This window comes from Streptomyces pristinaespiralis, from assembly GCF_001278075.1.
GTDB classification, from domain to species: Bacteria; Actinomycetota; Actinomycetes; order Streptomycetales; family Streptomycetaceae; genus Streptomyces; species Streptomyces pristinaespiralis.
The window spans coordinates 2503982-2525750 of sequence record NZ_CP011340.1; the positions used below are offsets into that span (position 1 = coordinate 2503982).

At 70.9% G+C, this 21769-nt stretch carries 19 protein-coding genes and 2 pseudogenes; 8 read left to right on the forward strand and 13 right to left on the reverse strand.

What is annotated here, in order from left to right; genetic code table 11:
• Positions 1-1268: 1268 nt before the first annotated feature.
• A pseudogene (locus SPRI_RS10395) lies at positions 1269-2001 on the reverse strand (transposase family protein).
• Between the two features lie 113 nt (positions 2002-2114).
• Between SPRI_RS10395 and SPRI_RS10400 the strand changes: the two are divergent.
• The 4 genes and pseudogenes from SPRI_RS10400 to SPRI_RS10410 all read left to right on the forward strand — a co-directional run.
• Positions 2115-2687: pseudogene (locus SPRI_RS10400) on the forward strand (monooxygenase); the annotation flags it as partial.
• Between the two features lie 32 nt (positions 2688-2719).
• On the forward strand, positions 2720-2806 hold the full coding sequence (locus SPRI_RS39860) for a putative leader peptide (protein ID WP_312845644.1): 87 nt from the start codon (positions 2720-2722) through the stop codon (positions 2804-2806).
• A 65-nt stretch (positions 2807-2871) separates the two neighbouring features.
• The gene (locus tag SPRI_RS10405) at positions 2872-3489 is read left to right on the forward strand and encodes a cupin domain-containing protein (protein WP_078535243.1); all 618 of its coding nucleotides are present in this window, start codon (positions 2872-2874) and stop codon (positions 3487-3489) included.
• Positions 3486-3872 (forward strand): rhodanese-like domain-containing protein, encoded by a 387-nt coding sequence (locus SPRI_RS10410; RefSeq protein WP_005311130.1) that lies wholly within the window; start codon positions 3486-3488, stop codon positions 3870-3872. Before SPRI_RS10405 ends, SPRI_RS10410 begins: the two co-directional genes overlap by 4 nt.
• Before the next feature lie 36 nt (positions 3873-3908).
• Here the strand turns inward: SPRI_RS10410 and recX are convergent, their stop codons facing one another.
• The 4 genes from recX to SPRI_RS10430 all read right to left on the reverse strand — a co-directional run bounded on the left by recX (position 3909) and on the right by SPRI_RS10430 (position 7840).
• A complete protein-coding gene (gene recX, locus SPRI_RS10415; RefSeq protein ID WP_005311132.1) occupies positions 3909-4481 on the reverse strand; it encodes a recombination regulator RecX in 573 nt (190 codons plus the stop codon).
• A gap of 3 nt (positions 4482-4484) precedes the next feature.
• The gene (gene recA / locus SPRI_RS10420; protein WP_005311134.1) at positions 4485-5612 is read right to left on the reverse strand and encodes a recombinase RecA; all 1128 of its coding nucleotides are present in this window, start codon (positions 5610-5612) and stop codon (positions 4485-4487) included.
• A 516-nt stretch (positions 5613-6128) separates the two neighbouring features.
• Positions 6129-7301 (reverse strand): AI-2E family transporter, encoded by a 1173-nt coding sequence (locus tag SPRI_RS10425; RefSeq protein WP_005311136.1) that lies wholly within the window; start codon positions 7299-7301, stop codon positions 6129-6131.
• Between the two features lie 344 nt (positions 7302-7645).
• Positions 7646-7840, reverse strand: a complete 195-nt coding sequence (locus tag SPRI_RS10430; protein ID WP_005311138.1) for a DUF3046 domain-containing protein — start codon at positions 7838-7840, stop codon at positions 7646-7648.
• 79 nt (positions 7841-7919) lie between these two features.
• Between SPRI_RS10430 and SPRI_RS10435 the strand changes: the two genes are divergently transcribed.
• Positions 7920-8855, forward strand: a complete 936-nt coding sequence (locus tag SPRI_RS10435) for a hypothetical protein (RefSeq protein WP_005311140.1) — start codon at positions 7920-7922, stop codon at positions 8853-8855.
• A gap of 212 nt (positions 8856-9067) precedes the next feature.
• Here the strand turns inward: SPRI_RS10435 and SPRI_RS10440 are convergent, their stop codons facing one another.
• Genes SPRI_RS10440 through SPRI_RS10450 form a run of 3 tightly spaced genes read right to left on the reverse strand, consistent with a single transcriptional unit; the run spans position 9068 to position 11200 of the window.
• Complete coding sequence (locus tag SPRI_RS10440) at positions 9068-9376, reverse strand: AzlD domain-containing protein (RefSeq protein ID WP_005311142.1); 309 nt, start codon at positions 9374-9376, stop codon at positions 9068-9070.
• Positions 9373-10317: an AzlC family ABC transporter permease gene (locus SPRI_RS10445; RefSeq protein WP_005311143.1), complete on the reverse strand. Its 945-nt coding sequence runs from the start codon at positions 10315-10317 to the stop codon at positions 9373-9375. The genes SPRI_RS10440 and SPRI_RS10445 overlap by 4 nt, the downstream gene beginning before the upstream one ends.
• Positions 10318-10327: 10 nt before the next feature.
• Positions 10328-11200, reverse strand: coding sequence for a helix-turn-helix transcriptional regulator (locus SPRI_RS10450; RefSeq protein ID WP_005311145.1), 873 nt, complete (start codon positions 11198-11200; stop codon positions 10328-10330).
• A gap of 91 nt (positions 11201-11291) precedes the next feature.
• Here SPRI_RS10450 and SPRI_RS10455 point away from each other — a divergent pair, with 91 nt between their 5' ends.
• The 3 genes from SPRI_RS10455 (at position 11292) to SPRI_RS10465 (ending at position 17644) form a co-directional block, all read left to right on the forward strand.
• Positions 11292-15929 carry an ATP-dependent helicase gene (locus tag SPRI_RS10455; RefSeq protein ID WP_053556874.1) on the forward strand — a complete coding sequence of 1546 codons (4638 nt, stop codon included), beginning with the start codon at positions 11292-11294 and terminating at the stop codon, positions 15927-15929.
• A gap of 45 nt (positions 15930-15974) precedes the next feature.
• Entirely contained in the window at positions 15975-16778 is an 804-nt protein-coding gene (locus tag SPRI_RS10460; RefSeq protein WP_037773608.1) for an Fpg/Nei family DNA glycosylase, read from the forward strand.
• A 104-nt stretch (positions 16779-16882) separates the two neighbouring features.
• Positions 16883-17644, forward strand: coding sequence for an SDR family NAD(P)-dependent oxidoreductase (locus tag SPRI_RS10465; RefSeq protein WP_037773610.1), 762 nt, complete (start codon positions 16883-16885; stop codon positions 17642-17644).
• 288 nt (positions 17645-17932) lie between these two features.
• Here the strand turns inward: SPRI_RS10465 and SPRI_RS10470 are convergent, their stop codons facing one another.
• The 5 genes from SPRI_RS10470 to rimO form a co-directional block, all read right to left on the reverse strand.
• Positions 17933-18403, reverse strand: a complete 471-nt coding sequence (locus SPRI_RS10470; RefSeq protein WP_005311155.1) for a Dps family protein — start codon at positions 18401-18403, stop codon at positions 17933-17935.
• A 178-nt stretch (positions 18404-18581) separates the two neighbouring features.
• Positions 18582-18962 (reverse strand): helix-turn-helix domain-containing protein, encoded by a 381-nt coding sequence (locus SPRI_RS10475; protein WP_005311156.1) that lies wholly within the window; start codon positions 18960-18962, stop codon positions 18582-18584.
• A 109-nt stretch (positions 18963-19071) separates the two neighbouring features.
• On the reverse strand, positions 19072-19581 hold the full coding sequence (locus SPRI_RS10480) for a CinA family protein (protein WP_005311157.1): 510 nt from the start codon (positions 19579-19581) through the stop codon (positions 19072-19074).
• Positions 19578-20243 (reverse strand): CDP-diacylglycerol--glycerol-3-phosphate 3-phosphatidyltransferase, encoded by a 666-nt coding sequence (gene pgsA / locus SPRI_RS10485; RefSeq protein ID WP_005311158.1) that lies wholly within the window; start codon positions 20241-20243, stop codon positions 19578-19580. The genes SPRI_RS10480 and pgsA overlap by 4 nt, the downstream gene beginning before the upstream one ends.
• Positions 20240-21736 carry a 30S ribosomal protein S12 methylthiotransferase RimO gene (rimO, locus tag SPRI_RS10490; protein WP_005311159.1) on the reverse strand — a complete coding sequence of 499 codons (1497 nt, stop codon included), beginning with the start codon at positions 21734-21736 and terminating at the stop codon, positions 20240-20242. Before rimO ends, pgsA begins: the two co-directional genes overlap by 4 nt.
• Between the last annotated feature and the right edge of the window lie 33 nt (positions 21737-21769).

Sequence of the window (21769 nt, forward strand, 5' to 3'; positions counted from 1 at the left end):
CAGACAAACTCAGAGCCTGTGACCTGAGCCACAACACCGCCGCGAACCGTGACGGAAAAGACGACAACCCAGCCCTAAAACTTCCCGTGGTTACATTCGGTAGCAACAATTTGAGTTTAACTTGAGGTGGACCCGATAACTCCACTTCACATTCCTTCAATGGAGGCGCAAAGAGAGGGCCCACGTGTAAGGTCTGTACGCACAAGGCCGCGAATACGCGCCCGGAGCTCAGCAGACAGGACCCAAGAGGGATCCTGTCAACTCAGACAGGAAAGGGAGTCAATGCGTAAAACGCCTAGAATCCTCGCGACGGGGTTCATGCTGCTCGGCCTGACACTTACGTCACCTGGCACCGCGTTCGCCGACAGCACTGGAACAACCGGACGTCCAAGCGGTTGCAGTTATGGCATTGCCGGCGATTGGGGGACCTGGGCCAGGTGCGATGCGACGAACGGAGGTTCCTTCCGGGCTATCGCGCAGTGCAAGGACGTGGACACCGGTCGAATACAGGACTACGTGGGGCCGTGGGTGAAGATCGTGCGGACCTTCGCGTACTGCCAAGGTGCCAGCACTGCCGTCGGGGCAGGCATCGAGACGAAAACCAGCTGACCTAAAAAACGTCCTAGTTGATCGCGAAAGGATCGCACAAATGAGGAATCGATGGGCAGCGCTGCTTGTCGGCGGCGTGATGGCGAGCTTTACTCTTGGCGTTCAAGGCACAGCCTCTGCGGCCACCAATGAGGCCGCTACCACTTTGGGCTGGCCAACAGGTTGCACTTACGGTGATAACGGCGCGAACGGCGCACAAGCCCGCTGCACCAACAGTAATGGTGGACACTACAAGGCAACAGCGACTTGTCAGCCATATAGCGGCGGCCCCGCCATCTACATCGACGCAAAAAGGTGGTCATCTGGTGGTGAGTGGTCAAACGCCTACTGTCCACCGTTGACAGCGTTCATAGACGCAGGAATCCTCTCAAAGGCCTCTTAGCCTCGATCATTTCGTGAGTGCCCGCCAGCAGGCTGACGGGCACTCACGAAGGTGGCGAGCTGGCTTCGGTGTCCGCGCAGGCCGCAGGCCCAGCTGTCGCGTGGGGTGGGCGACAGGGCCACCGTGCGCCAACTCCTCGGCATCCCCTCCCGCGGCCAGACGGCTGTGGAACGTCACCACGTGGCCGTCCCTGCGCGCCGAACTCCCCCGGCGCAGGCCTGGCCTCCCCGATGTGAACTACCGGGCGCAGCACCGCGCCGCCGGTGAGTGAGGATTTTCAGCGTTGCCGCTCCAGGGTGAGGACGGCCGTGGCGATTGACGTCATTCGGTTCGGGCTGCACCGGGACCTGCGGAAGATCCGCCACGATTTCAGTCGGGCGATGCCACGCTCGACCGGGGACCGGGCGGCGGAAAGCGCTCGGTTGACGGTTTGCTGGGTGGGTGTGAGGTCACGGCCCGGCGGGCGCCCATGGGCTGGCTCCCATGTAGGCCCGGTCGGCGAGGATCGGGATGCCCTGGCGTTCGCAGATGCGGATGATCCGGTGGCTGCGGGCCGTGGTGAGATCGTGTGCGCGGCCGGGCAGTGCGGGCGAGATCCACAGCAGATGCCCCGCTGGGTCGGTCACCACCTGCACGTTCACCCCGTGCCGGCGATGCTTGTGGGAGAAGTCGGCCCGGCTGTCTCCGACCCGGTCGCACTCCGCCAGGGTGCCGTCGAGCAGGACGTACTCCGGGTCGGACTTGCGCAGGACGCGCAGCAGGCCCGGGGCGCGGTCGGCAGGCAGGTCGACGACGGCTGCCGTGTAGGCGTGGGCCGTGCCGACAGAGATGCCGAACCCGGCAGCGAGCTGGGCGAGAGTGTCGTGCCGGCGCAGGTACACCAGACCGACCAGCGCACGCTGGTGCGGTGGAAGCTTGCAGCGGCGGTCACCCTCGCGGGTGACGATGAGCATGGTGACCCACTCGACCAGGGTGTGCGGCAGGTCGAGTGCGGCAGAATACGGAACCAACGCGGCTCCTGTGCCTGTGGGTTGAGACTTCGAACACCTCCCCCAAACGGCACGGGAGCCTCGTGCGTTGTGGGCATCGATCCCGTCACCCGATCAGTGGCCATACTGAAAACGATCAGTCACTGCCGATACTGCGCAGCGGTGGCGGGCTGCGCATGTACCTCCCCGGGGCGGCCCGGGGTCACGACGCGATGCTCACCGACGCGCATCTCGGACGGGGCGCACTCGGCGCACCGCCCGTCTACACGCATTCACCCCTCACACCGGAGCCCACCGGTCCGCAGACACTGGCGGGTGCCGTGCCGGGCTCGCCGGTCGTCGACGTGCGGGTGACGGCTCCCGACGGCACATGCGCACGGCTGCGGGAGCGGCTGTGCCGGGGACGGCTGCTGGTGGTGCTGGTGGCACCGGGCACCGGTGTGTGGGACCGGAGGCACTGGGTCGGCGCGGGCATCATGCCGCGGCTGCAGACGGCGGTGTCCGGTCTGCCGGCCCCGGCGGAGCTGCTGGTGACGGAGAGCTACCCGGGCGCCTCCGCGCACACCGTGCTGCTCGTGCGGCCCGACGGGCATCTGGTGGCCGCGTTCGCGGGGGTTCGGCCCGCAGAGCTGTACGCCGCCGCGGACATCGCGAGGGGAGGCGCTCCCGCCACGACGGGCAGTGACCGCACTGCGGACATCGATTGATTCACGATGGCCGGCGTGGTGTACTCCCGAGCATGAACGACACCGATGTGCGCCTGTGGCGGAGGGTCCATATGGACCTCGTCCGCTACGCGGGCTGCGTGTGTCGGCCGTCCTGCTGATTCGCCTTCCCTTCGCGCCGTGGCCCCGGGCCCGTGCGCTCACCAGCGAACCCAGGACGGTTTCCGTGTCCCACCCTGTTCCGCTCCCGCCTGCCTCGGCTCCCTCGGCTCCGCTGCCCGCCTCGGCTCCCGGAGCCTCTGCCGATCCCGTTCCCCGCACCGGCTCCTGGCCCACGCCGAGCCTGACGGGCGCGCCGACGTCCGCGGAGCTGCTCGACTTCGTACGGCATGCCGCCGCCGACAAGGACCTGATCGCTTCGCTGCCTCTCGACCCCGAGGGACGCACCTGGTTGCGGCTCGAAGGACCGCGCGGCAGTGAGGCGTGGCTCATCGGCTGGCCGCCCGGCACCGGCACCGGCTGGCACGACCACGCCGACTCCGTCGGCGCCTTCGCCACGGCGGAGGGCGTGCTGAAGGAGAACTCCCTCGCCGTACGCCTCCCCTCAGCCGGCTGGAGGACGCTCGAACTCGCCGAGGGTGTGGACCGTGAACGGCACCTGGTCGCCGGCCGGTCCCGTGCCTTCGGTGCGCACCATGTGCACGAGGTGCTCAACGAGTCGTCCGTCGAGCACGCCGTCTCCGTCCATGCGTACTACCCGCCGCTGCCGCTGATGAGGCGCTACAGCCGGTCGGGGGCGGTGCTCCGTCTCGAGCAGGTCGAGCGCCCGGAGGACTGGCAGTGAGCGAGCCTCTCGGAATCGACGCGTACCTGGAGCGGGTACGGCAGGGACTCGAACGGATAGGTCCACAACAGGCCTTCGAGGCCGCGGCCGACGGCGCCCTGCTGGTGGACATCCGCTACCAGGCGCTGCGCGAGCGCGACGGGCTGATCCCCGGGGCGCTGGTCGTGGAGCGCAACGAACTGGAATGGCGGCTGGACCCGCAGGGCAGTCATCGTCTCCCCCAGGCGGTCGGCCACGACCTGCGAATCGTGGTGATCTGCAACGAGGGTTACGCGTCCTCCCTCGCGGCCCTGTCCCTGCACCAGCTGGGACTCCGGCGTGCGACCGACCTCGTCGGCGGTTTCCAGGCATGGAAGTCGGCGGGACTGCCGGTCACGCGGTAGCCACGGCTCGGACGCGTCCCCTGAACGGCGCCGGGTCTAGTACCCCACGTCGTCCAGGTCGGCCGTGTCCTCGCCCTCTTCCTCCAGGGCTCGCCGCACCACCCGCAGAGCCATGCCCTCCGGGTAACCCTTGCGGGCCAGCATCCCGGCCAGCCGGCGGAGGCGGCGGTCACGCTCCAGGCCCCTGGTGGAGCGCAGTTTCCGTGCCACCAGCTCGCGGGCCGTCGCCTCCTCCTGGTCGGAGTCGAGCTGGCCCACGGCCTCGTCGATCAGCGCGGAATCGACGCCCTTGGTACGCAACTCCCGTGCCAGGGCACGCCGGGCGAGGCCCCGGCCGTGATGCCGGGACTCCACCCACGCGTCCGCGAAGGCGGCGTCGTTGATCAGCCCCACGTCCTCGAAGCGGGAGAGGACCTCCTCGGCCACTTCCGGGGGGATCTCGCGTTTGTGCAGCGCGTCCGCGAGCTGTTTGCGGGTGCGCGGGGTCCCGGTGAGCAGGCGCAGGCAGATTGCCCGCGCCCGCTCCGCCGGATCCTTGGGTGACAGCTCCTTCTCGGCCCTCGACGAGTCGGGGCTGTCACCCGGCCATTCGGTACGCCGGGCGGCCATGTGCTACCCCTTGGCCGCCGCCGTCTTGGCCGCCTTCGCCTTGGAAGCGGGGGCGGGCACGGACTTCGCCGTGTCCTCGGCCGGGACCGCCGCTGCCGCCGCGTCCGCGCCCGGCTCCGCCGCCGGGGTCTCGGGCCTGACGCCGACGCCGAGCTTCTCCTTGATCTTCTTCTCGATCTCGTTCGCGAGATCGGGGTTGTCCTTCAGGAAGTTACGGGCGTTCTCCTTGCCCTGGCCGAGCTGATCGCCCTCGTACGTGTACCAGGCGCCGGCCTTGCGGACGAAGCCGTGCTCCACGCCCATGTCGATCAGGCCGCCCTCGCGGCTGATGCCCTGGCCGTAGAGGATGTCGAACTCGGCCTGCTTGAAGGGCGGGGCGACCTTGTTCTTGACGACCTTGACGCGGGTGCGGTTGCCGACCGCGTCCGTGCCGTCCTTCAGGGTCTCGATACGACGGATGTCGAGACGCACCGAGGCGTAGAACTTCAGCGCCCGGCCACCGGTCGTGGTCTCCGGGGAGCCGAACATCACACCGATCTTCTCGCGGAGCTGGTTGATGAAGATCGCGGTGGTCTTGGACTGGTTCAGCGCGCTGGTGATCTTCCGGAGCGCCTGGCTCATCAGCCGCGCCTGCAGACCGACGTGCGAGTCGCCCATCTCGCCCTCGATCTCCGCCTTGGGCACGAGGGCCGCGACGGAGTCGATGACGATCAGGTCGAGCGCGCCGGAGCGGACGAGCATGTCGACGATCTCGAGCGCCTGCTCGCCGTTGTCCGGCTGGGAGAGGATCAGGTTGTCGATGTCGACGCCGAGCTTCTTGGCGTACTCCGGGTCGAGGGCGTGCTCCGCGTCCACGAAGGCCACCGCTCCGCCCGCCTTCTGGGCGTTGGCCACGGCGTGCAGCGTGAGGGTCGTCTTACCGGAGGACTCCGGTCCGTACACCTCCACCACACGCCCGCGCGGCAGGCCGCCGACGCCGAGCGCGACGTCGAGGGCGGTCGACCCGGTGGGGATGACCTCGATGGGCTCGTTCGGCCGCTCGCCCAGCCGCATCACGGCACCCTTGCCGAATTGGCGTTCAATCTGTGCGAGCGCGGCGTCCAGCGCCTTCTCGCGGTCGGTTCCTGCCATGGGTTCCACCCGATTTGCTTGTGTCGATCGCTTCACGTCAAAGACGCTAACCCCTGCCACTGACAATGGGCCCCGACGTCCGGCCGGCCTGTGGACAACTCGCGGGAGCGAGGGCCGGAATTCCATGAGAATGGATGTTCGATTTTACTGTCAAGCTCACCGCGCGGGGACCGGAGAACCACCGCGACCGGGACCGAACGGCTCCGCTCGGTGCCCTGATGACGGCCTCGCGCTCGGTGAACCCTCGCGACGAGAGCGGTCTGCGTCGAGTGGCGGAGGTGAGCACTCCTCGCGATGGACGTGCCCGGACGGCGTGGTGCCCAAAACCGGGGTCCTGGCCAAGGAGGGACATCCAGTGGAACGCTGGGCCCGGGTCGGTCGGTGCGCGGCACACGGCGCGGCTCTGTCACCGGCGCCGTATCCGTTGATCGAAGTGTCGTGGGTCGTCGGCTCACTCCCGGGAGTGGTGCCGACGGGTTTGCCCCGGCCTCCCGAGGCGGGTCCGGCCCGACGGACTCAGAATCCGGAGCCCGCCTGTGGCGGCACGCCACCGGATGAGCCGTCGGCCGTGGACGGAGCAGGCCTGCCGCTCCCCCACGCGCTGCGCACCCGCGCCAGCCGGCCGCCACCGTGCCTGCTGTGGGCGTGGACCCGCGGGTCGTCGGTCACCGCGTACCGCTTCACGTACGCCCCGAGGAACGCCTGGAGCGTGGCGACCGCCGGGATGGCGATCAGCGCGCCGACCGCCCCCAGCAGGGCCGTACCCGCCACCACCGAGCCGAAGGCCACCGCCGGGTGGATGTCCACCGTCCTGGCGGTGAGCTTGGGCTGCAGCACGTAGTTCTCGAACTGCTGGTAGATCACGACGAAGCCGAGGACCCACAGGGCGTACCAAGGATCGACCGTGAACGCGATCAGCATCGGCAGCGCGCCGGCCAGGTACGTGCCGATGGTCGGGATGAACTGCGAGACCAGGCCGACCCACACCGCGAGGGCGGGGGCGTACGGCACCTCGAGGATCTCCAGCAGGATGTAGTGCGCGACTCCTGAGATCAGCGCCATCAAGCCGCGTGAGTAGAGGTAGCCGCCGGTCTTGTCGACCGCGATCTCCCAGGCCCGCAGGACCTCTGTCTGCTTGGCCGGAGGCAGTACGGAGCACAGCGCGCGGCGCAGCCGGGGCCCGTCGGCCGCGAAGTAGAACGAGAAGAGGAAGATCGTCAGCAGCTTGAACAGTCCGCCGAGCACGGTCGCCGAGACGTCCAGCACACCGGTGGCGCTGTTCTGGACGTATTTCCTCAGCCAGTCGGAGCGCAGCAGGCTGTCCTGGACCTCCACCCGGGACAGTTCCGTGTGGAAGGTGGTGTTGATCCAGCGGATGACCGAGTCGAGGTACTGCGGGAAGTCCTCGACCATCTCGACGATCTGGCCGGCCAGCATCGAGCCGAGCAGGACGACGAATCCCACCCCCGCGATGAGCACGGCGAAGAAGACCAGGAAGGTGGCGAGGCCCCGGCGCATGCCGCGGGCCGCCATCCGTCCCACCGCCGGCTCGATCGCGAGCGCCAGGAAGAAGGCGATCAGGATGTTGATCAGGAGGCCGATGAGCTGGTGGAAGGCCCAGCTGCCGAGCTGGAAGCAGGCGTACAGCGCCAGCGCGAGGATCAGCGCGCGCGGCAGCCAGCGAGGCATCCGGCCAGGACCGCCGCTGCCGGCGTCGGCCCCGGGCGGCGGGGACGACGGCGGGGCGATGGGCGCCGTCGTGCCCTGGGCGGGGATCCCCGCTGCGGCCTCGTCCGACGCGACCACGTCCGGCGCGGTCCTCTCGTCAGCGGTCATGTCGTCAGCGGTCCGTCCTGTGGGTGGCGTGTGCGGTCCGGCCGGTGCGGCCTCCGCCTCGTCCGGTAGTACAGGCTCGTTTCCGTACGGACGCGCCCTATGCGGCTCTGTCGCGTGCCGTCGTGTGCGTCCTGTCGGTCCTGGCCGTCGGCCCAGTGTGGCTCACCAGGGCGACCTCGAACTGTCCGCCCGGTGTCTCACCGCTTGTCCGCGGGAATGTCCATGGCGGCGCAGACGGCGCGCCACACGTCCTTCGCCTCCCAGCCCGCGGCGAGGGCCTCATGGATCGTACGGCCGCCCAGTTCGGCCATCACATGGTCCCGTGCGAAGGAGTCGGCGTACGCCGATCCGAAGTGTTCGGCCATGCGTTCCCAGAAAATCGTCAACCGCATGACCTCAGTATCCCGCTCCTGAGAGTGCAGCCCTGTCCGTCCGCATTGCTGAAAGCCCTTTCCGCTCTACCGTCGGGACATGGCTGGAAACGGAGCAACCACCGAACCCTCCCCCGCGTCCGTACTCGCGCGCGCCGAGCGCTTCATCTGGCTGACGGCCCGGGTGCTCGAGCAGCGGCGGTTCGCCTACCACTTCCTCGCCGGCGGCTCCGACCCGGTCGAGACGGCGCTGGCCGCCTACCTCAATGCGGACGGCGGTTACGGCCACGCCCTCGAGCCCGACCTGCGCGGCCCGGTCAGCCAGCCCCTGCACACGGCGCACGCCCTGCGGGTGCTGGACTCCATCGGCCGCTGCGGCGGGCTCCGGGTGGAGCGGATGTGCCGCTATTTCACCGAGGTGTCCACACGGGACGGGGCATTGCCTGCCGTCCACCCCTCCCAGCGCGCCTACCCGGCCGCCCCGTTCCTGCCGATCGTCGACAACCCTCCGAGCGAGCTGCTCGCCACGGGGCCGGTGGTGGGTCTGCTGCACCGCAATCAGGTGTGGCACGCATGGCTGTTCCGGGCCACGGACTTCTGCTGGGCAGTGATCGACGCGATCGAGAAGTCGCATCCTTACGAGATCCAGGCGGCGATCGCCTTCCTGGACGGCGTCCCGGACAGCACCCGCGCGCAAGCGGCGGCGGACCGGCTCGGCGCTCTCGTACGCGAGCAGCGGCTCGTGGCGCTGGACCCGGACCGGCTCGACCAGCAGCCGGTCGCCCCCGGCTACGCCCCGGGCGAGCACCACTTCGCCTACGACTACGCCCGCAGACCCGACTCCCTCGCCCGCCGCTGGTTCACGGACGAGGAGATGAACCGTTCCCTGCGGCACCTCGCCGCCGAGCAACAGCAGGACGGCGGGTGGCCCATCACCTGGCAGGAGTGGGCCCCCGGCACCGCCCTGGAGTCGCGGCCGATCGTGACGATCGAGGCGCTGCGGACCCTGCGGGCGCACGGTCACCCCATCGAGTGAAGCGCGTGCCGGTACGGGGCCGCCAAGGGCTTGCACCCGGCGTTCCGGCCGTCCAGGGCTGCTGCCCCTCGTTCCGGCCGCCCGGGCTGACCCTCGCTCCGGCGGCACAGGCCGGCCGCCCGGGCTGACGGCGTTCCGGCCACGCAGGACCCGCACCGGCGTTCCAGCCATGCAGGACCTTCCCCGTCGCGTTCCGGCCCCGCCGCGACCCGTCAGCCTCCCAACGCCCGCACCCCGGCCGTCACGGCCACCGCGACGCCCACAACAACCAGGAACGGGGCGCGCAGCAGCAACGCCAGTGCCGCCGCCCCGACCCCCGCGAACCGCGCGTCGAGGACCAGGGACTGACCCGTGCTGAACGTCTGCTGCGCGGTCAGTGCGGCCAGCAGCGCGACGGGCAGCAGGGCCGCCAGCCGCTGCACGAGCGGCCGCTCCAGGGTGTCGGCCGGCACCAGCAGGCCGACGAGCTTCACGAGGTAGCAGCCGACCGCAGTCGCGCCGATCGCGATCCAGATGCTCACTGTTCCCGTTCCTTCCGCTGTGCGTTCTTCGTGCGGGCCTCCTTCGTGCGGCCCGCGCCGTCACCGGTCGAGCCGTCACCGCTGTCCCGGTTGCCGCCGACCCGGTTGCCGATCGCGCGCCCCTTGAGCCACAGCACCGCCGGAGCGGCCAGTGCCGCCACGAGCACCGGCACCCCGGCGGGCAGCACCGGCAGGAAGCCGAGGCCGAGGAGGACCGCGAGTCCGGCCACGGCGCGTTCGGTGGCGGTCCGCAGCATCGGCGCGAGGAGCGCGAGGAAGACGGCCGGGCCCGCCGCGTCGATCCCCCACGCGTCCGTGTCGCCGATGGCTTCCGCCCCCAGCGCCCCGAGGAGCGTCGTCAGGTTCCACAGCACGTAGAGCGTCAGGCCGGTGATGGTGAAGCCGAGCCGCGCAGTGCGCCGTGTCGGCTGGGCGAGCGACACCGCGGTGGTCTCGTCGATGACCCAGTGGGCCGCGAGAGGCCGTACGAAGCGGGGCAGTGCGAGCAGTTGTGACAGCCGCAGCCCGTAGAAGGCGTTGCGCACACCGAGGAAGAAGGCTCCTGCCGCGGCGGCCAGAGGGTTGCCGCCGGCCGCGATCGCCCCCACGAGCGCGAACTGCGACGCCCCGGTGAACACGAGCAGGCTGAGCACGCAGGTCTGCAGAAGGGTCAGGCCGGAGCCGGCCGAGGTGACACCGAAGGCGAAGCCGGAGAGGCCGACGGCTATCCCGACACCGAGTGCGTCTCTGACGACGGCCGAGTCGGGCTTCGCCGCGGGCGTGGACGACGCGTCCCTTGATGGGGATCCGGGTCGCGGCCCGGCCGCGTCCCCGTGTCCGGGCGCGGGTCCGTCGGTGCGCGCCGCGAGCGCCGTGGACGGCGCGGCGGTCGCGTAGGCCTCCTTGGCCGGTATGTCTGGTCGAGCTGTCTGTTCTGCCACGTCAGGGACGTTACGCAGGGCTCCCGCCTGCGGTCTTGTACGTTCTTGCACGCTCCCGGCGGTAGGCACCTGGAGGGACGCCGACGATCCGGGTGAAGTGGCGGTTCAGATGCGGCTGGTCGGTGAAACCGACCGCGACGGCCGCTTCCGCCAGGGTCGTGCCGGCGTCCAGGAGGAGCCGGGCACGCCGCACGCGGGCGTCCGTGAGCCAGGTGTGCGGCGGCAGCCCGTAGGCGGCCTTGAAGGCACGGAGCAGTGCGAAGGGGCCGACCCCGACCGCCTGCGCCAGTTCCTCGAGCGACGGAGGGTCGGCCATCCGCTCCTCCAGGAGCTGCTTGGCGGCAGCCGCTGTCCGCGCGCCCGCCGCCAGGGGCTTGCGCGCGGGGAGCGAGCGCCCGTGACGGCGCAGGAGCGTGGCGACGGTGACGCGCAGGACGCTGTCGGCGGCGAGGGCGTTGCCCGCCTCGGCCGCCCGGTGCACCTCGTGCACCAGCCGGGCGGTGTCCGGGTCCTCGACGATCGTCTCCGCGAAGCCGGCCGTTCCGCGCAGGGTCGTCGTCTCCTCGGCGATCGTGGCGACGAGCTGCGAGGACGGGTAGAGCGTGGAGTACACCCAGCCTTCGGGCACCCCGGCCTTGGCCGAGTGGGGCACCTCGGGGTTGATCATGACGACGGTGCCGGGCCTCGCCCGCACGGTGCCCTCGGGCAGGAAGACGTCCTCGATGCCGCGGCGGACGGCGCCGACGACGAATCCCTCATGGCTGTGCCGGGAGAAGGAATGGCGCACGTAGCGGGCCTGCAGCAGATCGAGACCGGGCACGCCCGGGTACTGCCAGTGCCGTGCCCATTCGCCCTCTCTCTCCGGCGCGGCTTCCTCTTCCATGCAGCCATTCTGCTCCCGCGCCCCGACCGGCCGCCCGACCGGTCCATGTCCTGGACACGCGTTGTCAGTGGTCGGGTGCACGATGGTGGGCATGGCCAGGACTGCGCTCGACTCCTTCTCCCCCGCGACCAGAGGCTGGTTCTCGGGGGCGTTCAGCGCGCCCACCGCCGCGCAGGAGGGTGCGTGGAAGGCCATCGGCGAGGGCTCGGACGTGCTGGTCGTGGCGCCCACGGGATCCGGCAAGACGCTGGCCGCGTTCCTCGCCGCCCTGGACCGGCTCGCGTCCACTCCGCCGCCCGCGGAGGCGAAGAAGCGTTGCCGCGTGCTGTACGTGTCACCGCTGAAGGCTCTGGCGGTCGACGTGGAGCGCAATCTCCGCAGCCCGCTGACCGGGATCAGGCAGGAGTCGGTCCGGCTCGGCCTGCCGGAGCCGGAGGTGCGGGTCGGGATCCGCTCGGGCGACACGCCCCCCGCGGAGCGCAGGTCGCTGGTCACCCGGCCGCCGGACATCCTCATCACCACCCCCGAGTCGCTCTTCCTGATGCTCACCTCGTCCGCCAGGGAGGCGCTGGTGGGCGTCGAGACGGTGATCCTCGACGAGGTCCACGCCGTAGCGGGCACCAAGAGGGGCGCCCATCTCGCCGTGTCCCTCGAGCGCCTCGACGAACTGCTGCCCCGGCCGGCCCGCCGGATCGGCCTGTCCGCGACGGTGCGGCCGGTGGACGAGGTGGCCCGCTACCTTTCGCCGCAGCGCCGGGTGGAGATCGTCCAGCCGGTGTCCGGCAAGGAGTTCGACCTCTCCGTCGTCGTCCCCGTGGAGGATCTGGGCGAGCTCGGGGGCTCACCCGCCTCCGACACCGGGGCCGGTGTCGCCGAGAAGCCGTCGATCTGGCCGCATGTCGAGGAACGCATCGCCGACCTCGTCCAGGCACACCGTTCCACGATCGTCTTCGCCAACTCCCGCCGGCTTGCCGAGCGGCTGTGCAATCGCCTCAACGAGATCGCGTACGAACGGGCCACCGGCGCACCGATGCCCGAGGACGGCCCGCCGGCGGAGATCATGGCCCAGTCGGGGGCTGCCCGGGGCGCCCCGCCGCTGCTCGCCCGCGCTCACCACGGTTCCGTTTCCAAGGAGCAGCGGGCGCTCGTCGAGGAGGACCTGAAGGCGGGGCGACTGCCCGCGGTCGTCGCCACGTCGAGCCTGGAACTGGGCATCGACATGGGCGCGGTGGACCTGGTCGTCCAGGTCGAGTCCCCGCCGTCCGTGGCCTCCGGCCTCCAGCGGGTCGGCCGGGCCGGCCACCAGGTGGGCGCGGTCTCCACGGGTGTGGTCTTCCCCAAGTACCGCGGTGACCTGGTGCAGGCGGCGGTGGTCATCGAGCGCATGCGCAGCGGCTCCATCGAGTCGTTGCGCATCCCGTCGAACCCCTTGGACGTGCTGGCCCAGCAGCTGGTCGCGATGGTCGCCCTGGACAGCTGGCAGTCCGACGACCTGCTGGCGCTGGTCCGCCGTGCCGCGCCGTTCGCCTCGCTGCCCGAGTCGGCCTTCACCGCCGTCCTCGACATGCTCGCCGGCCGCTATCCCTCCGACGCTTTCGCCGAGTTGCGCCCCCGCGTGGTCTGGGACCGGGTCGCGGGGACGGTCACGGGCCGTCCCGGGGCGCAGCGCCTCGCCGTGACCTCCGGAGGCACGATCCCGGACCGCGGCCTCTTCGGCGTCTTCCTCGCCGGCGCCGACCCGAAGAAGGGCGGCGGCCGCGTCGGGGAGCTCGACGAGGAGATGGTCTACGAGTCACGCATCGGTGATGTGTTCACGCTGGGCACGACGTCCTGGCGGATCGAGGACATCACCCGCGACCGGGTGCTGGTCTCCCCCGCCCCCGGGGTGCCGGGGCGGCTCCCGTTCTGGAAGGGTGACCAGCTCGGCCGGCCGCTGGAGCTCGGACGGGCCGTCGGCGCCTTCCTGCGCGAGGTCGGCGGGCTCAGCCCCGAGGACGGCCGGCTGCGTCTGCTGGCCGCCGGTCTGGACGCCTGGGCGGCGGACAATGTGCTGGCCTACCTGGACGAGCAGCGCCGGGCCTGCGGCCATGTCCCCGACGACCGGACGATCCTGGTGGAGCGGTTCCGGGACGAGCTGGGCGACTGGCGGGTCGTGATCCACTCTCCGTTCGGCGCTCAGGTGCACGCGCCGTGGGCGCTCGCGCTGGGCGCCCGTCTCGCCGAGCGCTACGGCATGGACGCGCAGGTGATGCACGCCGACGACGGCATCGTGCTGCGCCTGCCGGACGCGGACCTGATGGGGCTCGATCTGCTCGACCAGGACCCGGTCCACCTGGACACCTCACGGGACGGGGCGTACGACAACGAGCAGGCGCCCGTCGGCGCCGCGGACGCCGTCTTCGACAAGGGCGAGATCAGTCAGATCGTGACGGACCAGGTCGGCGGATCCGCCCTGTTCGCCTCCCGGTTCCGTGAGTGCGCCGCCCGCGCGCTGCTGCTGCCGCGCCGCAGTCCGGGCAAGCGCACCCCGCTGTGGCAGCAGCGGCAGCGCGCTGCCCAGCTGTTGCAGGTCGCGAGTGAGTTCGGTTCGTTCCCGATCGTTCTGGAAGCGGTCCGAGAGTGCCTGCAGGACGTCTTCGACGTCCCCGGGCTCACCGAACTGATGGGCGACATCGAGTCCCGTCGTGTCCGTCTGGTCGAGGTCACCACCCCCGAGCCCTCCCCCTTCGCCCGCTCCCTGCTGTTCGGCTACGTCGCCCAGTTCCTGTACGAGGGGGACTCGCCGCTCGCCGAGCGCCGCGCCGCCGCCCTGTCCCTGGACTCCCGGCTGCTGTCCGAGCTGCTCGGCCAGGCGGAGCTGAGGGAACTGCTGGACGCCGATGTGCTCACCGAACTGGAGCGGGAGCTTCAGTGGCTGACCGAGGAGCGGCGGATCAAGGACGTGGAAGGCGTGGCCGACCTGCTGCGCGTGCTCGGTCCGCTGACCGAGGCCGAGCTCGTCGAGCGAGGCAGCGACCCCGCCTGGCCGCAGGAGCTCGCCGCGTCCCGTCGCGCCATCCGGGTCCGTATCGCCGGTGCGGACCACTGGGCGGCGGTCGAGGACGCGGGGCGGCTGCGCGACGCGCTGGGCACGGCGCTGCCGGTGGGCGTCCCGGAGGCGTTCACCGAGCCGGTCAAGGACCCGTTCGGTGACCTCCTCGCCCGGTTCGCCCGCACCCACGGTCCCTTCACCTCCGCCCAGGCCGCCGCCCGCTTCGGCCTCGGCGCGGCGGTCACCGACGGCGGACTCCAGCGTCTCGCCGCGAGCGGCAGGGTCGTACAGGGTGAGTTCCACCCCGCCGGCATCGGCCAGGAATGGTGCGACGCGGGCGTGCTGCGCCGGCTGCGCAGGCGTTCCCTGGCCGCGCTCCGGCACGAGCTGGAGCCGGTGCCGCCCGCCGCGCTGGCATCGTTCCTGCCCCAGTGGCAGCACCTGGGGAGCAGCAGCCTGCGCGGCATCGACGGCCTCGCCCGCGCCATCGAGCAACTGCAGGGCGCCTCCGTGCCTGCCTCCGCCCTGGAGAAGCTGGTCCTTCCGTCCCGCGTCTCCCACTACAACAGCACGCTCCTGGACGAACTGACCACGAGCGGCGAGGTGTTGTGGGCCGGTGCCGGCGCCCTGCCCGGCAAGGACGGCTGGGTCTCGCTCTATCTGGCCGACGCCGCTCCCCTGCTGCTGCCCCCGCCGCACCCGCTGGAGCTGACGGCGCTGCACGAGTCGGTGCTCACCGCCCTCTCCGGTGGATACGGCCTGTTCTTCCGCCAGATCGCCGACCAGGTCCGGGCCACCACGCACCCCGACGCCACGGATCCGCAACTGGCCGACGCCGTGTGGGATCTCGCCTGGTCCGGCCGGCTCACCAACGACACGCTCGCACCGCTGCGGGCCATGCTCGGCTCCGGTCGCACGGCGGGCTCCACGGCCCACCGCGCCAGACGCACCGTCCCCCGCGGCCGCTACGGCAGCCTGTCGGCAGCGGCCCGTCCGGCCTCCCGCACCGGTCCTCCCACGGTGAGCGGCCGCTGGTCGCTGCTGCCGGCCTCCGAGCAGGATCCGACCCACCGGGCGCACGCCCTGGCCCGCACCCTTCTGGACCGCCACGGCGTGGTGACCCGGGGCGCGGTCGCGGCGGAGGGCGTGGAGGGCGGCTTCTCCGCCGTGTACCGCGTCCTGTCGGCGTTCGAGGACAGCGGGCAGGCCCGCCGCGGCTACGTCGTCGAAGGTCTGGGCGCCGCCCAGTTCGCGATGGACGGCGCGGTCGACCGCCTGCGAGCGGCGTCCACGGCGCGGGACCGCGCCGAGGGACAGTCCGCTCCGCGTGCGGTGGTGCTGGCCGCTGCCGACCCCGCGAACGCCTACGGGGCCGCGCTGCCCTGGCCGGAGCCGCCGGAGGGCGCCGGGCACAAGCCGGGCCGGAAAGCGGGCTCCCTGGTGGTCCTGGTCGACGGGGAACTGACGCTGTACATGGAGCGCGGCGGCAAGACGCTGCTCGCGTGGGCCACCGACCCGGACGCGCCCGCGCTTCACGCGGCGGCCGGCACGCTCGCCGCCGCTGCCCGTGAAGGCGCCCTCGGGACAGTCACGGTGGAGCGCGCCAACGGAGCCCCGGCCCTGACGGCACCGCTGGCCCGCGCCCTGGAGAGCGCCGGATTCCACGCCACACCACGGGGGCTGCGCCTGCGCCCGTGACCGGCACCCACGCGCCCTGCCCGCCTGTCGCGCATCATGGGTGCCATGCCCGAAGGAGACACCGTCTGGCTGACCGCCCACCGTCTGCACGAGGCGTTGGCCGGCCAGGTCCTGACCCGTTCCGACCTCCGTGTACCGCGCTTCGCCACGGCGGACCTGACCGGCCGGACCGTCCTGGACGTGACCCCGCGCGGCAAGCATCTCCTCACCCGGTTCGAGGGCGGGCTGACCCTGCACTCGCATCTCGGCATGGAGGGCTCATGGCGGGTCTTCGACGCGGGTGCGCGCTGGAGCGGCGGCCCGTCCCATCAGATCCGCGCGATCCTGGGCAGCGCGGCGCGCACCGCCGTCGGATATCGCCTTCCCGTCGTCGAACTGCTCCGTACCGCGGAAGAGGAGGAGGCCGTCGGCCATCTCGGGCCCGACCTCCTCGGCCCGGACTGGGATCCGGGGCGGGCGGTGGCGAACCTGCTCGCCGACCCCCTCCGCCCGCTCGGAGAGGCCCTCCTCGACCAGCGCAACCTCGCCGGCATCGGCAATGTCTACAAGTCGGAGCTGGCCTTCCTGGCCCGTGTCACACCGTGGCTGCCGGTCGGCGAACTGCCCCCGGGGATTCCCGAGCGGCTGGTCGCCACCGCGCAGCGGCTCCTCGAGGCCAACAAGCGGAGCTTCGACCGGCGCACCATGACCAGCGGCCGTAATCCGTCCCAGAAGCTGTACGTGTATGGACGCAAGGGCCGCCCCTGTCCGCGCTGCGGGACGCCCGTGCGCAAGGCCGATCAGGGTGAAGCGGGCCGCGAGCGTCCGACCTACTGGTGCCCGCGCTGTCAGACGGGCCCCACCTCCTGACGAACCACCTCCGGACGAACCGCCACCTGCCTCCGCGAGCAGGCCCCGGGCGGCAGCACCCCCACAGTTGACGGCTCGTCAGATCTGGTCGTACGTTGCCGGGCATGACGCTGACGGCGTACGACCTCACCGGCCGCACCGCTTTCGTCACCGGAGCGGCGGGCGGGATCGGCCGCGCCTGCGCCGTACTGCTCGCCCAAGCGGGAGCGACGGTCCACTGCGCCGACCTGGACGGGCACGGCCTCGCCGGGACCCGCTCCCTGATCGAGTCCGGCGGGGGCAAGGCCCTGACACACACCCTGGACGTCACCGACCGCCCAGCCCTGGAAGCGGCGGTCACCGACGCGGGCCGCCTCGACGTCATGGCCGCCGTCGCCGGGATCATGCACACGAGCCTCGTCCTCGAGACCAGGGAGGAGGACCTGGACCGGGTCATGGCCGTCAATTTCAAAGGCGTGCTGTACGCCTGCCGGGCGGCGGCCCGCGTCATGATCCCGGCGGGCGGCGGCTCCATCGTCACGATGGCTTCGGGCGCGGTGGACGCGGCCAACGCCGGCCTGCTCTGCTACAGCGCCTCCAAGGCCGCCGTGGTCCAGCTCACGAAGACGCTCGCGACCGAACTGGGCCCGCACGGCATCCGCGTGAACGCGGTGGCCCCGGGCTGGGTCCGCACACCGATGACCGACCGTCATGAGGCCGGTCTTCAGCACCGGACGGAAACCGCGATGGCGCGGCTGTCACCCCTCGGCCGGGTGGGCGAGCCCACGGACATCGCCCACGCCGTTCTCCATCTGGCCTGCGACGCCTCGTCGTTCACGACGGGTCAGATATGCCGTCCGAACGGGGGCGTCGTGATGCCCTGGTAGTCCGGCGGGCCGCCGTCGCATGGACAGGGAGAAGGCTGAGCCCCCAACCGCCGGCGGCCACCGCACCTTCGACGACGCCGGAGTGCTCCGGGACCAGGGCGAGCCGGAGCACGGCCCACCACCACAAGCCGCCCACCACGAGCCCGAGCGCGACAACGGGCACGAGGACCGCCCCGCGTACTGCCATGGCTGCCTCCTCCGGCCCACGCTAATGCGACGCGCCGGGCCGCGGGGAGGGCGCACGGTTGGGCGACCCGGCGCGCGCCGGCAGAGCTCGTGCCCTCGACGTCACGCGTTCTCCGCCTGGAACATCCAGGCGTGCTTCTCGAGGTCGGCGGTGAGCTGGATCAGGATGTCCTGGCTGACCGGGTCCGGCTCGTCGGTCACCTCGATGCGTTCACGCATGCGTCCGATGACTGCGCCCAGAGCGTCGATCATGGTGCGCACGACATCCACGTCCTTGATCCAGCCCTCGGGAACGGATCCGATCGCGCTCTGCGCGGCCACTGTCGCCGCCCGCCCGTCAGGTGCCACGCCGATCGCCGACGCCCGCTCCGCGACCATGTCGGAGTGCTGCCGTGCGGTGTCGACGACCTCGTCGAGCTGCAGGTGCACGGACCTGAAGCGGGGGCCGACCACGTTCCAGTGCACCTGCTTGGCCACCAGGCCGAGGTCCACCAGATCCACCAGCGCACCCTTCAGCGCATCGCCGACCGTCTTGAGATCCGCTTCGGACAGAGTGCTTTTCACGACAGACATCCACGCCTCCACTCGGTTCGCCGACTACCGTCCACGATTACATAACTACCGAAAAGAGCCATTCGGGACAGACGGTCAAGCACTGTGCCTGCCCAAGCGAAAGGCCCTGACCGGTATCGGGTACCAATCAGGGCCCAGCTCAAACAGAAATGCCGTGCGAGTGGTGCAGGACCTGCGATCAGGCGGCGACGACGTCGACCGCTTCCGCGGGTGCCTTGATCGTCACACGCTCCGTCGGCACACCTGCCACCGACGTCACGGAGACGGAGCCCAGCATGGGTCGTACCGGTGCGGGCACCTCGCCGGCGGCTGCCGACTCGGCCAGTTCGGCCAGCGACAGTTCGTCGCTCACTTCACGCATGAGCTCGGACATCCGTACGTCAAGCGCGTCGCAGATCGCGGAGAGCAGCTCGGAGGATGCCTCCTTCTGCCCCCGCTCCACCTCGGAGAGATAGCCGAGCGAGACTCGGGCGGACGAGGAGACTTCGCGCAGAGTACGGCCCTGGCGCTGGCGCTGCCGACGCAGCACGTCACCAAGCAGGCGACGGAGCAGAATCATCGGTGGCTCCCTCCTCGGACCGCGTAGCCGCATCCTTCACGCCCCACCGTACCGCCTTGCGCGGCGGCCGTGCGGGGAGCGATGTCGTGTTCACTCAGGGCTGCAAACATCAATTCCCCCCGTTCTGTTCCGTATCCTGTGCCCGCGCGTTCTCGCGCAGTTCCTCGACGAGCAGCTCCAGCACGCTCCGTACACTCTCTCTACGGATTTCCCCGCGGTCGCCGTTCAACCTCAATGCGGCCACTTTCCCGGCTCCCGCCGGCCCGGCGACAGACACATATACCGTCCCGACGGGCCTCCCGTCCTGCGGTTCGGGACCTGCCACCCCGGTGGTCGCCAGACCCCAGTCGGCTCCCATGAGGTCCCGTACACCGGCCGCCATCTGCGACGCGACCCGCGGATCGACCGCTCCGCACTCCGCCAGAAGGGCACCGTCGACCCCGAGAACATCCCTCTTGAGAGTGGTGGCGTACGCCGTGACGGATCCGCGGAAGACTTTCGAGGCTCCAGGCACCGAAGTGAGCTCAGCGGCCACGAGACCGCCCGTGAGGGACTCCGCGACGGCCAGGGTCTGACCACGCTCCGCAAGCACCGCGAGGACAGCGGCTGCCTCGGTCACTTCGAGGAGCCCGCCCCGGCCCGCTCGGCGGCGAGCCCCTTGCGCCTCAGCACGATCGCCTGCCGCACGTAGTCGAGGCCGGTGACGACCGTCAGCACCACGGCAACGGCCATCACCCAGAACCGCAGCGTCGCCAGCGGTCCGGTCAGCGCCAGGACGTACATGCCCACGGCGGTGCCCTGCGCGAGCGTCTTCATCTTGCCGCCGCGACTGGCCGGAATCACCGCGTGCCTGATCACCCAGAACCGCATCAGCGTGATCCCGAGCTCACGGAAGAGAATGACCCCGGTCACCCACCACGGAAGGTCGCCGAGCGCGGAAAGACTGATCAGTCCCGCCGCCATGATCGCCTTGTCGGCGATCGGGTCCGCGATCTTCCCGAAGTCGGTGACCAGGTTGTACGTGCGGGCGAGGTGCCCGTCGAAGATGTCGGTGATCATGGCGACGGCGAACGCCGCCCATGCCCACGCCCGCCATGCCGGGTCGTAGCCGCCGTCCTGCAGCAGCAGCACCACGAAGGCCGGCACCAGGAGGAGCCGCACCATGGTCAGGATGTTGGCGATGTTCCACAGGCTGGCCTGATTGACGGCCGCAGCGCCCAGCTTGCCGCCGGGCGCCGGCCTTCCGGTCCCGCCCGCCGCGGATGCCGGGACTCCGGTCATCTGCCCGCCTCCTCGTCAGGGGTCCGGGAGCCGACCCCCAGGACCTCGCAGTACTCGGCCACCAGGTCGACGCCCTCGGTGCCCACGGCCTTCGCCACGACCATACGACCGGGCTCGAGGCCCTCGCTCGACGTGAAGACGACCTGGCCGTCGGTCTCCGGCGCCTGGTGGGCGGCACGGCCCACCGCGCCGTCCTCGTCGTCGACGGACTCCACCAGTACCTCGAGGGTCTCACCCAGGCGCTCCTCCGCCCGCTGGGCGGTGAGCTCGTCGGCGATGCGCGACATGTGCTCGAGCCGCTCGGCGATGACGTCGGCGTCCAGCTTGCCGTCGTAGGTGACGGCCTCCGTGCCCTCCTCGTCGCTGTAGCCGAAGACTCCGACGGCATCCAGGCGGGCGGCCGAGATGAAGCGCTCGAGCTCCGCGAAGTCGGCCTCGGTCTCGCCGGGGAACCCGACGATGAAGTTCGAGCGCACACCGGCCTGCGGGGCCTTGCCGCGGATGGTCTCCAGCAGCTCGAGGAACCGCTCCGTGTCGCCGAAGCGGCGCATGGCCCGCAGCACACCGGGCGCGGAGTGCTGGAAGGACAGGTCGAAGTAGGGAGCGACCTTCGGGGTCGAGGTGAGGACGTCGATCAGCCCCGGGCGCATCTCGGCCGGCTGCAGATAGCTGACCCGGACCCGCTCGATGCCGTCGACGGCCGCCAGCTCGGGCAGCAGCGTCTCGAGCAGACGGATGTCGCCGAGGTCCTTGCCGTACGAGGTGTTGTTCTCGGAGACCAGCATGATCTCCTTGACGCCCTGCTCCGCCAGCCAGCGCGTCTCGCCGAGGACGTCGCTCGGACGGCGTGAGATGAAGGAGCCGCGGAAGGACGGGATGGCGCAGAAGGAGCAGCGCCGGTCGCATCCGGAGGCCAGCTTCACGGAGGCGACGGGACTGGTGCCGAGCCGACGACGCAGCGGCGCGCGCGGTCCGGACTCCGGGGCGATGCCTTCCGGCAGGTCCTCGGGCGCCGGCGCGACGTCGCCGTGGCCCGGCAGTGCCACATCGGTCGCCTGCTGGCGCTCGACAGGGCTCAGCGGCAGCAGCTTGCGCCGGTCGCGGGGGGTGTGCGAGGCGTGGACGCCGCCGCTGAGGATGGTCTGCAGGCGGTCGGAGATGTCGGCGTAGTCGTCGAATCCGAGCACACCGTCGGCCTCCGGCAGGGCCTCCGCAAGATCCTTGCCGTACCGCTCCGCCATGCAGCCGACGGCGACGACGGCCTGCGTTCTGCCGTGATCCTTGAGATCGTTGGCTTCCAGGAGGGCGTCGACGGAGTCCTTCTTGGCGGCTTCGACGAATCCGCAGGTGTTGACGACGGCGACGTCTGCGTCGGAGGCGTCCTCGACGAGCTCCCAGCCGTCCGCTGCCAAGCGGCCTGCAAGCTCCTCCGAGTCCACCTCGTTACGGGCGCATCCGAGAGTGACAAGGGCGACGGTACGGCGTTCGGGCATGGGCTCAAGACTACTTTGTCCCGGCGCGGGCCC